Annotated in this window: 19 protein-coding genes; 5 read left to right on the top strand and 14 right to left on the bottom strand. The window is 42.6% G+C overall.

What is annotated here, in order from left to right; all coding sequences use genetic code 11:
- Positions 1-11 precede the first annotated feature (11 nt).
- Together Q7U33_RS09185 and Q7U33_RS09180 are read left to right on the top strand one after the other, a co-directional pair.
- A complete protein-coding gene (locus tag Q7U33_RS09185) occupies positions 12-209 on the top strand; it encodes a DUF1289 domain-containing protein (protein ID WP_304860005.1) in 198 nt (65 codons plus the stop codon).
- Between the two features lie 478 nt (positions 210-687).
- Positions 688-1761: a porin gene (locus Q7U33_RS09180; protein WP_304860002.1), complete on the top strand. Its 1074-nt coding sequence runs from the start codon at positions 688-690 to the stop codon at positions 1759-1761.
- A 130-nt stretch (positions 1762-1891) separates the two neighbouring features.
- On the opposite strand, the gene Q7U33_RS09175 is transcribed toward Q7U33_RS09180, so the two are convergent.
- The 14 genes from Q7U33_RS09175 to rsxA form a co-directional block, all read right to left on the bottom strand.
- Entirely contained in the window at positions 1892-2668 is a 777-nt protein-coding gene (locus Q7U33_RS09175; protein WP_304859999.1) for a DUF2063 domain-containing protein, read from the bottom strand.
- A gap of 13 nt (positions 2669-2681) precedes the next feature.
- The gene (locus tag Q7U33_RS09170; RefSeq protein ID WP_304859998.1) at positions 2682-3587 is read right to left on the bottom strand and encodes a DUF692 domain-containing protein; all 906 of its coding nucleotides are present in this window, start codon (positions 3585-3587) and stop codon (positions 2682-2684) included.
- Positions 3588-3611: 24 nt separating this feature from the next.
- A complete protein-coding gene (locus Q7U33_RS09165; protein ID WP_304859996.1) occupies positions 3612-3938 on the bottom strand; it encodes a hypothetical protein in 327 nt (108 codons plus the stop codon).
- A gap of 55 nt (positions 3939-3993) precedes the next feature.
- Positions 3994-4251, bottom strand: a complete 258-nt coding sequence (locus tag Q7U33_RS09160) for a zf-HC2 domain-containing protein (protein WP_304859993.1) — start codon at positions 4249-4251, stop codon at positions 3994-3996.
- Between the two features lie 9 nt (positions 4252-4260).
- A complete protein-coding gene (locus tag Q7U33_RS09155) occupies positions 4261-4818 on the bottom strand; it encodes a sigma-70 family RNA polymerase sigma factor (protein WP_304859991.1) in 558 nt (185 codons plus the stop codon).
- A 1-nt stretch (position 4819) separates the two neighbouring features.
- Positions 4820-5257 (bottom strand): DUF1841 family protein, encoded by a 438-nt coding sequence (locus tag Q7U33_RS09150; protein WP_304859989.1) that lies wholly within the window; start codon positions 5255-5257, stop codon positions 4820-4822.
- Between the two features lie 7 nt (positions 5258-5264).
- Positions 5265-6344, bottom strand: a complete 1080-nt coding sequence (locus Q7U33_RS09145) for an FIST C-terminal domain-containing protein (RefSeq protein ID WP_304859987.1) — start codon at positions 6342-6344, stop codon at positions 5265-5267.
- Complete coding sequence (gene nth / locus Q7U33_RS09140; protein WP_304859985.1) at positions 6341-7006, bottom strand: endonuclease III; 666 nt, start codon at positions 7004-7006, stop codon at positions 6341-6343. Before nth ends, Q7U33_RS09145 begins: the two co-directional genes overlap by 4 nt.
- A gap of 17 nt (positions 7007-7023) precedes the next feature.
- Positions 7024-7722: an electron transport complex subunit E gene (locus Q7U33_RS09135; protein WP_304859982.1), complete on the bottom strand. Its 699-nt coding sequence runs from the start codon at positions 7720-7722 to the stop codon at positions 7024-7026.
- The gene (rsxG, locus tag Q7U33_RS09130; RefSeq protein ID WP_304859980.1) at positions 7719-8381 is read right to left on the bottom strand and encodes an electron transport complex subunit RsxG; all 663 of its coding nucleotides are present in this window, start codon (positions 8379-8381) and stop codon (positions 7719-7721) included. The genes Q7U33_RS09135 and rsxG overlap by 4 nt, the downstream gene beginning before the upstream one ends.
- A gap of 8 nt (positions 8382-8389) precedes the next feature.
- Positions 8390-9409 carry an electron transport complex subunit RsxD gene (rsxD, locus tag Q7U33_RS09125; RefSeq protein ID WP_304859978.1) on the bottom strand — a complete coding sequence of 340 codons (1020 nt, stop codon included), beginning with the start codon at positions 9407-9409 and terminating at the stop codon, positions 8390-8392.
- Positions 9410-9476: 67 nt separating this feature from the next.
- Positions 9477-11390 carry an electron transport complex subunit RsxC gene (rsxC, locus tag Q7U33_RS09120; RefSeq protein ID WP_304859977.1) on the bottom strand — a complete coding sequence of 638 codons (1914 nt, stop codon included), beginning with the start codon at positions 11388-11390 and terminating at the stop codon, positions 9477-9479.
- Positions 11387-11965 carry an electron transport complex subunit RsxB gene (rsxB, locus tag Q7U33_RS09115; RefSeq protein ID WP_304859975.1) on the bottom strand — a complete coding sequence of 193 codons (579 nt, stop codon included), beginning with the start codon at positions 11963-11965 and terminating at the stop codon, positions 11387-11389. Before rsxB ends, rsxC begins: the two co-directional genes overlap by 4 nt.
- Before the next feature lie 71 nt (positions 11966-12036).
- Entirely contained in the window at positions 12037-12630 is a 594-nt protein-coding gene (gene rsxA / locus Q7U33_RS09110; RefSeq protein ID WP_304859973.1) for an electron transport complex subunit RsxA, read from the bottom strand.
- Between the two features lie 430 nt (positions 12631-13060).
- On the opposite strand from rsxA, the gene dapA reads away from it, so the two are divergent.
- The 3 genes from dapA (at position 13061) to Q7U33_RS09095 (ending at position 16202) form a co-directional block, all read left to right on the top strand.
- Positions 13061-13936: a 4-hydroxy-tetrahydrodipicolinate synthase gene (gene dapA, locus Q7U33_RS09105; protein ID WP_304859971.1), complete on the top strand. Its 876-nt coding sequence runs from the start codon at positions 13061-13063 to the stop codon at positions 13934-13936.
- Positions 13937-13966: 30 nt separating this feature from the next.
- Positions 13967-15262, top strand: coding sequence for an outer membrane protein assembly factor BamC (gene bamC / locus Q7U33_RS09100; RefSeq protein ID WP_304859969.1), 1296 nt, complete (start codon positions 13967-13969; stop codon positions 15260-15262).
- A 166-nt stretch (positions 15263-15428) separates the two neighbouring features.
- Positions 15429-16202 carry an MBL fold metallo-hydrolase gene (locus Q7U33_RS09095; protein ID WP_304859967.1) on the top strand — a complete coding sequence of 258 codons (774 nt, stop codon included), beginning with the start codon at positions 15429-15431 and terminating at the stop codon, positions 16200-16202.
- Positions 16203-16301: the final 99 nt, after the last annotated feature.

The raw sequence follows: 16301 nt of genomic DNA, 5'->3' as shown, positions 1-16301 counted from the left end.
TAGGGTTAGAAATGTCAGAAAATACAGAAGAAATTCAATCCCCTTGTATTGGTGTATGTAGCATGGATGAAGCAACAGGGTTCTGCCATGGATGTTACCGCACGATAGAAGAAATTAAAGGTTGGTGGAACATGGCACCAACCGAACAAAAGAGTTTGCTGTCAGTGTTGGACGCGCGTCTAAGTGAGACGGTTAGTTTTGATGACTAAATAAGATTTGCTCCTAATTCAAATCAGTAGGGGCATGCAGTAGCACTCTACCTAATTTGCATTTTAAGGTGAATTTAGTCAATCAAATAGGCTAAGTTACATAGATCAATATCTAAGTAGACCAATGTTTGTTGCCTAGGTTAAATTATCTGTATATTAGCAGGTGCTCAAAGTGCAAATTAAAGCCGCTTAGCTCAAAAATATAGGATAGAGCCTGTCCATTTAGTTTATTCGATTATTTTGTTTAGGCAGGAGGCTGAGTTTATGCCTTCCGCAATTTTCTATAAACTATTTGATGAAAGTCGATGGCAACCCGCTTGTTTAAACCAAAATCAAAAGCAGTCTTGTTCTTGTGTACCTTGAGTCTTGCAAGCGCTCTAAGAAATTGAATTAACTTCGAAATCTCGTGTTTATCCATAATAACTAAAGTAACAAGGCCTATAAGCATTTAACTCTAAATTACAGACAAGGATGTATTATGAAAATTAGAGTTTGTGTAAGTGTGTTGTTATTGCTTTGTGAGCATCAAGTGTTTGCAGCGGAGGTACATCAAGAAAAGCTTAGCTTTATTGGATATCTAGAAACCTATTATTTGCACGACTTTAACGAACCATCAAATAGTGTCAGACCTAGCTATACATATAGCCATAATGTCACAAATAAACCGAGTATTAATCTAGCACTTATCAAAGCTAATTTCATCGATGAACGAATGCGGGCCAACTTTTCTGTCGGCTCTGGATCTTATATGCGTGCTAATTACGCATCGGAGCCTAGAGATTTGCAAAAGATATTGGAGGCCAATGTTGGATTTAAGCTCAGCGACAATTTATGGCTTGATGCAGGGGTGATGCCCTCTCATATAGGGTTTGAAAGTGCGATAGGATTAGACAATTGGACGGTGACTAGAAGCATGTTGGCTGATAACTCGCCTTATTTCGAAACTGGCATTAAGCTCTCCTATGCATCAGATGATGGGAAATTGTATATCAGCGGCCTCCTTTTGAACGGCTGGCAGCGAATTCAAAGACCAGATGGTAATACAACGCCGTCTGTTGGACATCAAGTCACGTACAAACCTAATTCAAACATTACTTTAAACAGCAGCTCTTATATCGGCAACGATAAATCAGACGCTGATAGAAGAATGCGCTATTTCCACAATTTTTATGGGCAATATAAAATAAATGATCAGTGGAGTTTGATGGCTGGCTTTGATGTAGGCGCAGAGCAAAGCCAAAAAAATAGTAAAAGCTATAACGTCTGGCTTAGCCCGATTATCATTACCAGATACTCATACTCAGACAAGTTGAGTTTTTCTGCTAGAGCTGAATATTATCAGGACAAAGACCAAGTGATTATTAATACCGACACGCCAAACGGTTTTAGGACGTTCAGTTACTCTGTCAATCTTGATTATAGCGTATCAAATAATTTAGCGATAAGGGCGGAGATAAGAAAGTTTCACAGTAAAGATAAGATCTTTCAACAACACAAAGGATTTTCAGCTGATAGTTTGACTGCTACTACAAGCGCAATATTACACTTTTGAGTTTTACCGAAGTTCCATAGGGTATCCTAGACTTTGTAAGGGTTTTAGTAAATTTATTGCAATATGTGGTTTCTCTATTTACGCTTTTACTTATTATCCAAAACCGCCAAGAACCTATCTTTAATAGTGGTTATGTTAGATGTGAACGAGCGGTGCCAAGAATAGCCCCTTGGCCTCTTAAATCTTCTAAAATATTCAATCCAAATTGTATGATTAGCTCAGGCTGGGGATGTTTTAACTCATCCGCCAGCATTATCAGCGCTTGCTCTGCTAGCATGCTCTCTTGCTGACATAGCTTCAGTAATCTAAAGGACATCTGGTTGAGTTCTATAAACTTAATATCATCTTCGGGGTTTCGATACACTAACAGCTGAGTAGGTTCTTTAATCTTAGGCTTGTGTTTTGGGGAAATCTTATGCACTGCAAAGTCATATTCCAGCAGTTGCATGGTGTTGGTAAATACAATGCTATGTTTTGCTAGATCGCCATTTGGCGCTATGTTAGTGGCGTTATCTGCCATGCTTGGTAGAGTGCTGAGATAGAGTTCTATCCATTCGTAATGACATAGTGCCACTAAATAAACAGGTAGTTGTTGAGGTGAGGCTAGGTTAGTTTGCTGTAAAAAAGTTAAAAACTCTTGTGGGATTTTACGAAAAAGTGGGGTGTCAGTGGCGTAATCTTTTAAGAAAGCTTGCACTAGTTTCAGCCAAATGCGTTTGCCTACCGTTTTACGCGCAACAGGGAAGCATGCAGAGACAGACTCAAATAGGTTGTTAAATACAATTTCGTCATACACCGCCATGCGCTCAGGTGCTACGCCTGCAGGGATGGGCTGATTACGTGGGTCGCGTATCCGTGATGTAAATGCTAGTTGGTAGCGTTGGAAGCTTGGTAGATTGTCTGTCATCGCAAAGTTTCAATTACGTCAAAGTGAGCGTGGCTAATGTTTGAGGGTTAGTTTTGACTGTGCGTTGATTCGCCTGATGTTGTAAGTCGGCAATCTTGTTCACTTCTTTCATTAATACATCTAGGGTAGGAATGTTGCTATCGCGTTCAAGTAGCGTAGGGAACGCACCAAATAAATCATAGGCATCTTCAAGTAGTGCCCAAACTGGGTCGATGACATTTTCACCATGCGTATCAATGAGTAATTCGGGTGTTTGTTGATAATGCCCTGCAATATGGCTGTAAATAATCCGTTCATGTGGAATGCCACGCAGAAATGCATGCGGATCAAAGTTAAAATTCACGCTATTAACGTAAATATTATTAATATCTAAGTGTAAAAGACAATCCGCCTCGCTGAGTACTGCGTTAAGAAAGGTAAGTTCGCTCATTTCTGAGATAGGCGCAGCCGCATAAAATGAGGCATTTTCGATGCCTATGCGACGACCAAGAGTATCTTGTGTTTGACGTATGCGCTTAGCCACGTAGTGCACCGCTTCTTCAGTAAAGGGAATAGGTAGCAGGTCATATAAATAACCTTGCTTACCTTGGTAGGCATCCGTGCAGTAGCTTAAGTGTTCAGTATAAATGCCTATATCGTAGTGGTCTAAGAGTTGCTTAACCTGATGTAAGAAATCAACATTTAGCGGGCTGATGCCACCTAGCGATAAGCAAAGGCCATGACATACAATAGGGTAGTGTGCTGCAAACCAATCTAGCTGTTTTGTTGCTTTGCTGCCAGCTTCAATCCAGTTTTCTGGTGCAATTTCAACAAACTGAATGTTTGATATTGATGGTTGGTGATAGAGTGACTGAATCTGGGGTATTAGCGCTCGCTTCAACCCCAGACCTGCACCATGAATTTGATTACGACTCACCATCCGTAATATTAAATTGAGTCGTGCTTATTTCTTTTCACCACCACATGAACCTTCTTTAGCTTTCTCCCCGCCGCAAGAACCTTCTTTCATTTTTTCTGCACTGCCGCATTTGCCAGTACCACATTTACCATCTTTCATTTTCATTTCTTTAGCTTTTTCAGCGGTACCACATTTACCAGTGCCGCATTTGCCATCGGTTGCTTTTGCATCATGTGCATCTGCAACTTGGTAGCCACTTGAGAGTGATTTCAATGCAAATGGATTTTCTGCCGCATTAATAGTGGTTGTTGCAACAGAAAGTGCTAAAGCACCACCAATAGCAAGAGAAAGTGTTTTTTGTGTTTTGTTCATTGTCGTTTCCTTTAGATTAAATAGTTAATACTTACTGTGTTTCAACTAACGAAAGTTACTTAGCGTGTTGATCAGACCTTACCTTTTCAACAATTCTCGCTTTTGCATCTAATGGGAGCTGAATAGCGCTATCGTTTTCTACATTGGCTCTAATCTTACGCAACCCAACACGCAATACATTTAATTGTTTCCTGAATCGATTGCATGCACCGCACATCATAAGATGCAGTCTGAGTTGCATAAGTTCATACCAAGATAAAGGATGGTCTAAAGATTGAGAGATTAATTGGCTTGCTTGTTTACAGGTAAGCATATGATAAACCTAACCTTTAACCCAATTCATCTCTAAACATTTTCTTAATCCCATCCTAGCTCTATATAACATTACCCAAGCATTGGTCGGAGTAATATCCAGTTCCTTACAAATGTTTTCATTCTCCATTTCATGTACGTCTCGTAACATGAAAATCACTTTTAGCTTTTTTGGTAGTTTTTGCATACAGGCATCCAACACACTTAGAAATTGGCTTTGTTCTAAAGCATGGTCTGGCATGTCAAAGGATTGTGGTTTGTCTAACCAATGGCCAGTTTTATCGAAGAAATCATCCATACTTTCATCTGAAGCATCTAGATCGATAATGTCAGATACAGGCTGTTCACGGATGAGTTTACGCTGCATATCAATGATTTTATGTTTGAGTATGCCAGTGAGCCATGTGCGTATTGATGAATCACCCTCAAAGCTATTGTTTTTGATGGCTGCGAGCATGGTTTCTTGCACTGCATCTTCCGCTTGGTGGGTGTCTTTTAAACGTGCTAAGGCAAAACGATACAAGTAGTCGCCGTGGTCGTTGAGCCAATCGTTGACATTGTTGCTCATATTAAACGGCTGCCCTTTGTTCTAAAAGGCTAAGATAATGCGCCGAGTCTAATGGTGTATTGTTGCGTTGAGATTGCCAAATCGTTTCAGCAAGACACTCTAATATATCGTGTTGTGCCATATGCTGGTCGCTGTGTTTCAGTTTGAGCTTTTCATAAATCGGGGCAATGCCGATTGGTTGGTTAATCGATATTTGCTCAATGACTGATAAGTGTAAGCTTAAATGCAAAAAAGGGTTTGTTTCACCCTGTTCTGGAAAATATTGCTGCTGCATGTAGCGCTCAGGTGCATCTAGTATCGTGTGATATTCAGGATGCATTTGCATCACTTCAACTGCAATTTTTTCTAAATCAGTGAGTGGTGAGTGTTGTTTAAATTTAGCCCATGCGTCAAACAAAAATTGTCTGGCTTGGTCGCGGCTGGGGTTATATAAACTCATAAGGTACCTATAATGCTGTAAATAATGAAAGAACGGTAGAGTAAGGCAGTAGCTGATTCTGCCCATCAATACAGGTAATTTCACCGTTACCGTAAAACCCTAATAATGGCATATTTGGGAACTTCTGCGTAATGACTTTTAAATCGAGATCTTCTCCGTTATACAGATATGGGCCTCGGCCTAAACAGGAGAATAACAATCCAAAGTCTGGGTGGCTAGCCAGCTCATTTGCCAGTGTGTCTGCTGTTAGCGCCATATCAGCTTCAGCTGTGGTTGCATCGCGTAGAGCCCAGCTTACATAGTGACCAACAGGCAGTGCATGTGCGAGTGTAATGCTGCCATTTTCCTCATCATAGCTAATGATAGAGGTTTGATGATAGTTCCCCTGAGTAATTGCATCTGCACTCTCAGCATAAACAGCCATCATTAAATGTAGGGGAAATGCTTCTTCGGTTTGATGATGATTCTTCCAAGCTTTTTGTAATGCTCTTAGTGCTTTTTGTTTACCTAATATTTCCAGATCAAACTGCTTGCTTGCATTCACTTGCTTTGGTGTACTGAGTAACATTAAGCCGTGAGAGGCTTTTGTTGCCATTTTTACACCAGATAAAAACATCTCGATATGACCTTTTACATCACCTTTTGCATTTTGCCATACTGAAAATGGCCCATGCCCTGTTGCGTCGCCAGATATTCCACCATAACGAATATGATGATTAAGCCATGTGCTGTTAATCGCGCTGGGGGCGGCCATTGTAAGCAGGGGTTGTCCAGCATCGTTATGTTGCGCTAGTGCTAACTTGATGTCACCGCCAAATACCATCGCGGCAGCAGCAGGTGTGTCGAGTACCCAGTCTTCTTCAGTAAAAATACCTGTTGCTGAACAACCAGCCACTTGCGTACAACCAGCAGCTTTCGCCGCAGCCATAATGGCGGCTTGTGGGTTGCTTGCAAATTCTGAAGTCAGCAGCAATAAAACACCATTGGCTGTCGTGATGCCTGCTTTGCTCATTGCATTGTTAACGGCTTGACTAGCCAAAGTGGGTAGAGCTTGGCGGCCTAGTACAATGCTGGTAGCGACTTTCATCTTTGTGCTGATAGAGTCATCTGTGGCAACTGATATTCTTTTGCCTGATATTCACATAAGTCTTCTATGCAACATTCTGCGCATTTTGGTTTACGCGCAGTGCATACGTAACGGCCATGCAGTATGAGCAGGTGATGCGCATCCTGCATAAATTCCGCTGGAATCGTTTTAATATATTTCTTTTCTACTTCCAGAACGGTTTTGCCCACAGCCAGCTTAATGCGGTTGCCTAGTCTGAATAAATGCGTGTCCACGGCAATGGTGGGTTCACCAAATGCCGTATTTAAAACAACATTAGCTGTTTTGCGGCCAACTCCTGGCAATGCCTCTAAAGCAACGCGTGAGTGTGGTACTTGGGATTGATGTTGATGGATGAGTATTTGACAGGTGGCTAAAACATTTTTGGCTTTAGCGTGATACAGGCCGATGGTTTTAATGTAACTCTCTAGGTTGATTAACCCTAGTGCCAACATGCTTTCTGGTGTATTAGCGACTGCAAAAAGTTTGTCTGTTGCTAGATTAACGCTTTTATCAGTTGCTTGTGCAGAGAGCATCACTGCAATCAGTAACTCAAAGTGGCTGCTGTAGTTCAGCTCTGTTGCTGGGTTTGGAATCGCTAGCTTTAGACGTTTGAATATCTCTAAGCGTTTTTCTGCATTCATATGATGCGCCTGACAGACTAAGCGTTAAGCGCAGGTTGAATTTCAGGTGTTATTGCATGATTGTCGTGAGTACTGTCTTTAGCTTTGTTTCTTAACTCTATCCAGTTACGTGCAGCGATGAGTATGCCTAAACCTAAAAATGCGCCAGGTGGTAAGACCGCTAATAAAAAGCCATGGTAATCAGGAATAACCGTGAGCATAAACTGCTTGGCTGATGGCCCAAATACTAAATCTAAACCAGAGAATAAAGTGCCTTTCCCTACAATTTCACGCATTCCACTGAGTAGCGCTAGGACTAAAGTTAGCCCCATCCCCATCATAAAGCCATCAAGAATAGAGGGTATCGGCGCATTTTTAGCCGCAAATGACTCAACACGTGCTAGCACGATACAATTGACCACGATTAAAGGGATGAAAATTCCTAACACTTTATGCAATGGGTGTGCAAATGCATTGATGGATAAGTCGATGATGGTAACGAGCGCAGCAATCACCAAAATAAAGACGGGTACTCGAATCTCATTCGGTACATATTTACGCACAGGTGAGATTGCACCATTTGCCGCCGCCATCACCAATACAGTTGCCAAGCCAAGACTTACACCATTCACAACAGTGGTTGTGACAGCCAGCGTTGGGCAAAGGCCTAATAGTTGGACAACACCAGGATTTTGTTTCCAAATCCCATTAAGGGTGATTTCTTTATAAATGCTCATGAGTTGTCCTTACCTGGTAGTGCTTTATCTACAGTATTATTTTCTAATAATCTTGATTTGTTCTCATTAAAAAATTGTAGTGCTTTTGCAACGGCTTTTACCACTGCGCGAGGTGTAATGGTCGCACCCGCCATGTATTCAAACTTTCCACCATCTTTTACCACCACCCAATCTTTGGCAGCTGTTTTAACTAAAGATTCATCATTGAATTGAGTGATCCAATCGTTACGCTCGATTTCAATATAATCCCCAAGGCCAGGCGTTTCTTTATGGGTAAGGACGCGCACGCCGCTGATGGAGCCATCAGTACGAATGGCAATGAGCAATTTAATATCGCCTGCGTAGCCATCGTGCGCAATCGCTTCTAAAATAACACCTACAGGCTCATTGTCTAATTTAGCAATGTTAGCTTTGCTAGTCACTCGATTACCAAGAAGTGGGTTAGGTGGAATCAGCAACTCGGTTTTCAATAAATCATTATCGTACAGGCCATGCGGTAGTATTTGTGAAAAAAGCGCCAAACGTGCTTCCGCCTCACTCGCTTCAATTGGTGCGCGTGTAATCATGAAAATATAAGCAAGTATTGCAGTGCCAACCAGTGAAAATGCAGTGAGCGTGCTCGCTGTTTTAAAGGTGTGTTTAAATAGAGTGTCTGACATTTGTATTCCTAATGCTTATGTCCAAATACACGTGGTTGCGTGTAAGCATCTATCAAGGGTACGCACATGTTCATGATTAATACCGCAAATGCCACGCCATCAGGGTAGCCACCATATACGCGAATTAAATAAGTGAGTACAGCAACGCCAGCCGCAAAGTACAGCTTGCCTTTGGGTGTGGTTGGGCCACTGATTGGATCTGTAATAATAAAAAACGCACAAAGCATAGATGCACCAGTCATTAGATGAAAAGCTGGGTTAGTGAAGTGCGTAGGGTCCATAATATTAAATATTAAGGAAATCAAAGCCAGCGTAGCAATAAATGCAGTGGGCAAATGCCAAGAAATAATACGTTGCTGGACTAAATACAGGCCACCTAGTAGATAGCCAGCTGTCACCATTTCCCCGCCTTTGGCACCGAATTGACCAAAAATAGGCGCTTGTGTAATGTCAGCAACTTCGTGTTTAAGCATCAATTGTGTTTTTAGATAATCTAAGGGCGTTGCTGAGGTCACCGCATCTAACTGAACGCCTACAGGTAATGCATGGTTAAAGATGAATTTTAATTGGTCGAACGCACTTAAAGGCGCATCAGCAAGCATTAACGGCGCAGGCCATTTAGTCATGATGACTGGAAAAGAAATCAGCAGCACGGCATAACCCACCATCGCAGGGTTAAATGGGTTGTAGCCTAGCCCACCATAAAGTTGCTTGGCAATGGCGATTGCAAAAAACGACCCCACCACCACTAACCACCATGGTGCGAGAGGTGGCAATGCTAGTGCTAACAACCATGCGGTGACAACAGCGCTCAGATCTGCAAGGCTGGGTGAGATAGGGCGCTGCCTGATTTTCAGAATTGCGGCTTCAGTCACTAGAGCCGTAACAGTGGCTAGTGAAAGAGTCACTAAAATACCTGCGCCATAAACCCACACGTAAGCCATGATGCCAGGCACGAGCGCGAGTAGTACTTTTAGCATAATGACGCTAACGGTAGGTGCGTCGGTAATGTAAGGTGAGCGGTTCAAGCGTTTTATCCTAGTAACAATTGAGCTAATGACAATTTAGCTAATAACAATTAAGTAAGTATAGCCATTAGTCGGCGTCTTTATTTTCAACCATCTGCTTTGCTCTTGCACGTATGGTTTCAATTTCAGTGATTTCAGCTTTGACTTTAGGGCTGAGGTCGTCAGTGTTTTTTGGCGCAACCCCTGCTTGAGCCGCTGCTAGTTTTTGAGCTTTAGCGCGCTCAATGGCTGCTGCAATCAATGCTTGCTTGTCTTTTTTAGCTTGCTCATCATTGTCTGTAGCCGTAGGCTCAGATTTATTTTCGACAATTGCTGGTGCGGGCGCCTCTTCACTGCCCGTCTTTGTTGCGTCAGACTGCGCAGCGGCTAGTTTAAGTGCTTTTGCACGCGCTACGGCAGCCGCAATCGCTGCTTTTTTTGCATCATCTGCCTCAGCGCTACTTGCAGGTCTTTCTTTATCTGCTTTAACTGGTTCAGGTTTAGATTCGTCATTTTTTGCACTAGCCGCACGCTCTGCATGTTTTTGCGCACGCTCTAGTTTTTCGCGTTCGATGCGAGCTAATCTAAACTCATTGCGCTCACGCGCTAAGTCGGCGGCCTCTTGTGCTTTATCCGCTGCGATAATCTCACTTTTTGCGTAGCGATAATATTGCACTAGTGGGATATTGCTTGGACACACATAAGTGCAGCAACCGCATTCAATACAATCAAATAAATGGTAATCACGCGCTTTTTCTAAATTTTCTGACTTAGCAAACCAGTAAAGCTCTTGTGGTTGCAGATTCACTGGGCAAACATCTGCACAACGTGTGCAACGTATGCATGGCATCGCAGGGGGTGGTGGGGCAAATAAGCTTGGGCTTGCTGCGATGATGCAATTGGCAGCTTTTGTGATTGGTACATTAATACCTGGTAAGTCAAAACCCATCATAGGGCCGCCCATCACAAAGTGGGTGGTGTCTGTTTTGGCGCCGCCAGCGGCAGCAATAAGTAGTGGTACGGGAGTACCAAGCAAAACTTCAAAGTTTTGAGGGGTGTCAACATTACCTGTCACTGTTACAACGCGACTGACGCTAGGTTCACCAAATGTGAAATAACGATAAATGGCCAACACTGTTGCCACGTTAAATACTTGGATTCCCACCTCAGTTGAGCGCTTGTGGTGCGGTACTTCTACGCCTAATAATAGATGAATAAGCCTACGTGCATCGCCACTTGGATATAGTGTCGGCACTGTTTTTACTGATACATTGGCTAATGTCTGGCTAGCTGAGTGCATCGCGCTAGTTGCTTCAGGTTTGTTGTCTTCAATGCCAATCATCACTTTAGCGGCACCAAGTAAGTGCTGGACAATCTCGATACCTTTGATGATTTCATCAGCACGCTCTCGCATTAGCATGTCATCACAAGTGATGTAAGGTTCGCATTCTGCTGCATTAATGACTAATGTATGGATGTCTGAAGCGCCATCTTTGCGTAGTTTAATGTGCGTGGGGAATGTAGCCCCACCTAGACCTACGATACCAGATGAGCGTAAGCTAGTAATCAACTCGTTGATAGGTGTGTTTTTCCAATCAATCGGGTTGAGTGGTGTCCATTGATCTTTGCCATCTGGTGCTAATGTCACGCACATATCTGGCAGGCCAGAGGGATGCGGAATGACAGCTTCCTCAATGGCAGTAATCGTGCCAGAGGTCGGTGCATGGATAGCCGCAGACACATTGCCCTCTGCCTCTGCAATCATCTCGCCCTTTAAAACATAATCACCTACTTTTACTTTTACTTTTGGGATGTAGCCTACGTGTTGACGCAGTGGTAAGGTCAGCGTTTCTGGAATCGCAAGTTGTGCAATTGGGTGCGTTGTTGACTCATGCTTGTGCCCGTCTGGATGCACACCACCATGAAATTTATACACTTCATTTGCATTGTCTGAGGTGAGGTCTTTAATGAGCTTGCTAGCGAATTGAATGATGTTGTTCATGATGATGCCTTGCCTTGAGTCGCAGGCAATGCCTTGATTGGAAATACAGGATATTTCCATTTCCAGTTGTCGGGTGTTTCCGCCACAGGCTCCATCGTGATGCAGTCAACAGGGCAGGGCGCTAAGCATAGTTCGCAGCCAGTACACTCTGAAGCAATAATCGTATGCATATGTTTAGCCGCGCCTAAAATGGCATCGACAGGGCATGCTTGTATGCACAAAGTGCAACCAATACAAGTGGCTTCATCAATAAAGGCGACAGACTTTGGTTTGGGTAGACCATGCTCAGCATTGAGCGGCTTGTACTCTACGCCAAGTAAGTCAGCCAGTGCATGAACGCCAGCATCGCCACCAGGTGGACATTGGTTAATGTCTGCCTCGCCGTTAGCAATGGCGGTTGCGTAAGGTTTGCAACCAGGATAGCCACATTGGCCACATTGCGTTTGAGGTAGGATCGCATCAATACGCGCGACTAATGGATCGCCTTCTACTTTAAAAAGTAAGGCTGCAATGCCTAACAAAATGCCGAGCACTAAAGCCAGCCCAAGCATGATGTAGATGGAAGTTAATAACATATCGCTAATTTTTGATTATTTTTAGTTAAATACAATTGCTTAATAATTGAGTGTTTGTCATTTGTGGCTGCCTAGTACTTATCTAACCCCATAAAGCCCATAAATGCCAAGCTCATGAGTGCGGCAGTAATCATCCCAATCGCAGAACCTTTAAATGCAGCAGGCACGTCTGCGCCTTCTAATCGCTCTCGCATAGAAGCAAACAGAATGAGCACTAATGAAAAACCAAGCGCGCCACCTAGCCCAAAAAATAAAGACTCTATAAAACTATGGCTGGCCTGTGCATTTAGTAATGGGATGCCAAGTACTGCGCAGTTTGTTGTGATGAGTGGTAGAAAAATACCTAAGCCTTGGTAAAGGGTAGGGAAGTTTTTTTCCATGACCATTTCTGTAAACTGAACCACGCCAGCAATAATCACAATGAAGGAGAGCGTTCTTAGGTAAAACAAACCATTGGGCTCAAGTAAATAATAGTTAATACCCCAACTGGTCATTGAGCCGATACTAAGAACAAACGCAGTAGCACCTGCCATGCCAATAGAGGCTTCTAATTTTTTAGAAACGCCCATGAATGGACATAAGCCAAGAATCTTCACCAGCACGATGTTATTGACAAACACGGTGCCGACTAAAATCATAATGTAGTGATGAAAATCAAAAGACATATTCTAAGTATGGGTTTTCCAACGGTAATTCTTAAGATTATACCGTGTTTGTTGCTCTGATAAACAGTAAAAGCCTCACTTGCTAAGTCTTGGATCGATAAATAACGCAATTAGTTTTAACTTCATCTTTTTGTGCCGCTGATCAATATTGAATTGGAATGTAATATGTTTAATTAAGCGCTAGTTTTTAATGAGTTTGTCACGGTTCTAGCGTAGGCTTAGCGAGTAAACATCTAAGATTACTTCCCTTTTTTTTGATTCATTATGTATTGTAACGTTTTGAAATAGTTGGTTATAGGATGAAAATTGAAGTGATAGCGGGGTAATGTTGATACAAATTTATTGGCAAATCAGAATTGCGCTTAATAAATAAAGAAAATTGTAGAACATTCGGGTTAAAATATAACATTATGAATCAGGTAGATTTCCTATGTTGCAAGGCAGTTTAGTCGCTATTGTTTCGCCCATGTTTGAAGACGGGCGTTTAGATATCCCATCTTTAAAAACATTGATTGATTATCATATTGATCAAGGGACAGATGGTATTGTGATTGTTGGCACTACAGGGGAGTCTCCCACTGTAGATTTTGAAGAGCATTGCTTGCTAATTCAAACAGCCGTCACGCAGGTGAATGGTCGTATACCAGTGATTGCAGGTACAGGCGCTAATTCCACAAAAGAAGCCATCGTGCTAACTCAAAAGGCCAAAGCGTTAGGTGCAGATGCCTGCCTTCTCGTTGCACCTTATTACAATAAGCCTACACAAGAGGGTTTGTATCAGCATTTTAACGCAGTAGCCGATGCTGTAGATATTCCACAAATCCTATATAACGTACCTGGTCGTACAGGCTGTGATATCAGTAATGACACGGTGTTGCGTCTAGCGACACACGCCAATATTGTGGGTATTAAAGATGCTACTGGCGGAATTGAACGTGGAACAGATTTACTGTTGCGAGCACCTAAAGAATTTGCCATTTACAGTGGAGACGATGCAACAGCCTTGTCTTTAATGTTATTGGGCGGGCATGGTGTTATTTCAGTGACAGCAAACGTGGCGCCTAAACTGATGCATGAAATGTGTGTGTCAGCATTAGCAGGTGACGTAAAAGTTGCACGTGAAATTAATGCTAAACTGTTTGGCTTACATCAAAAGCTGTTTGTTGAAGCAAATCCAATTCCTGTTAAATGGGTATTGTCAGAGATGGGCATGATTAAAACTGGCATTCGATTGCCTATGGTCACTTTATCAGCTCAGTATCATGAAGTTTTGCGCAAGGCATGTGCGCCTGCACAAATTTTATAACGAACAATAGAGTTTTAAAACGAGGTTTGAATGAAACAAGTGAATTTTAACTCGGGCGTTTATCGTCTAAGTGTGGTGCGTAAAGCAAAGTCTGTGATGTTGCCTTTGATTTTAATGGCAAGTTTAAGTGCATGTGATTCGATTCCGTTTATAGATAATACATCTGACTATAAAGGTGCAGGTCGTTCACGTCCGCTTGAAGTTCCTCCAGATTTAACGGCAAGTCCAGTGAGTGATGCTTATGCTATTCCTGGTAGTGCTAGCTATTCAAGTTATAGTCAAGCGCAAGAAGGACAAGAGGCGGGTGTTGAAAAAATATTACAGACGCCAGATGGTGTGCGGATGGAAAAATCAGGCACTCAGCGCTGGTTGGTTGTGAATGCGCCAGCAGAAAAAATATGGCCTGTTATTCGTGATTTCTGGACAGAAATGGGCTTTGCTGTTCGTGTAGAAAACCCACAAATCGGTGTCATGGAAACAGAGTGGATTGACTCTGAAGCCATTAAAAAAGATGAAACCATTGGCGCACTGAATAAATTTGATAAATGGCTAGATAAATTATCAGGCTTTGCCGACAAGAAGAAGTTTCGTACTCGATTAGAGCATGGCGCTGATTCAGGCACAACCGAGATTTTCATGACGCACCGCTCTGTGGTTGGTGCCCCTGATGATGGCAAAAATCGCATTAGAACCCAGTTAGGTGAGATTGAAACTGGCTATAAAGCAGAAACTGCAACCAACCCTAGAGGTGATGCATTTGATGCTGAGTTAGATGCTGAGTTGTTACGTCGCTTGATGGTGAAGTTGGGTGTGGAGGAGCAAAAATCACAAACGATTCTTGCTGATGCAACGACGACTAAGCGTGCAGAAGTGGTTAAAGAGTCTGATGGTAGCGCAAGATTGTTGGTAAGCGATCCGTTTGATCGTGCGTGGCGTCGTGTTGGTTTGGCGTTGGATCGAATTGGTTTTGTGATTGAAGATAGAGATCGCTCAAATGGTCTATTTTTTGTGCGCTATGCAGATGTTGATATTGATGACACGCCTAAGAAGAAAAAGGGTTTATTTGAAACGCTTAAATTCTGGGGTAACGATGATTCAAAACAGCCTGAGTCAGCTGCTAAGAAAGAAGATAAAAGCGTTATAGATAGCTTGAAGTTCTGGGGTAGCGATGACAAACAGAAAACTAATCCTGATCGTCAATATCGTATTAAAGTGGAAGAAGCTGAGTCAGGTGCAGAAGTCACTGTGGTCGATAAAGATGGCGCGCGCGTACGCACCACAACTGCCAATAGAATTATTGCTTTAATGTATGAGCAGTTGCGATAAATAAGCGATGGGCGACGGTTGTAGTTTGCCTACATGTAGATCGCCAACATTTAGTCATGTGATGATATATGAATATTAAAAGTAGTGTCCCTGCTACTTTTAATATTTTGCTTGTTCTTTACATGTCTTTTTTAGTTTTGCGTAATTTCATTAAGAAAGTCTAAAAATGCGTTTTGCTTCGCTCGGTAGCGGTAGCGCTGGCAATGCGCTAGTCGTTGAAGTGAATAATACGCGGCTAATGCTTGATTGCGGATTTAGTATTAAAGAAGCCACAAGCCGCTTAGCTCGACTAGATTTAAGTCCTGAGAGCCTTGCTGGTGTAGTGATCACGCACGAGCATGATGATCACGCAGGTGGCGCTTTCAAATTTGCTGCAAAACACAATATTCCCGTCTGGTTAACTTATGGCACGCTCAAAATGGCTGAGCGTTACTTTCCGAATCAACACAAGCTACAGCTTCATGTGATTGATAGCCACAATGCATTTAATATCGCTGATATTGAAGTGCAACCATACCCAGTGCCGCATGATGCACGTGAACCAGTCCAATTTGTATTTAGTAATGGTCATCATCGCTTAGGCGTATTAACAGACGTAGGACGGACAACTGTGCATATTGAACAGCAGCTTAGTGCTTGTGATGCGCTAGTGTTGGAGTGTAATCATGATGCTGCTATGTTGCGTAATGGACCTTACGCTAGCTCTCTAAAGCAACGGGTAGGAGGTGAGTGGGGGCATTTAGAGAACTCAGCCGCTGCCGAGTTACTCTCCAAGATAGATCGCTCTAAATTACAGCATATTATTGCCGCACATTTAAGTGCAAAAAATAATACACCGTTGTTGGCAAAGTCAGCGCTTGCTAATGCTTCAGGGTGTGAGCTTGATTGGATTGGCGTGGCAGATCAGGTGATGGGGTTTGACTGGAGACAGATTAGCTAGATTTTACTATTTGAGTTGTCGTATGGCGTTGATGCTGATACGTGGTATCGCAAAAATTCCAGACATAAAAAAGCCGACTTGCGTCGGCATTTTTATTAT

The sequence above is a fragment of the Methylotenera sp. genome, from assembly GCF_030653755.1.
Taxonomy (GTDB): Bacteria; Pseudomonadota; Gammaproteobacteria; order Burkholderiales; family Methylophilaceae; genus Methylotenera.
Note: the sequence above shows the minus strand (reverse complement) of the source record. Positions and strands in the feature narration are given on the sequence as shown.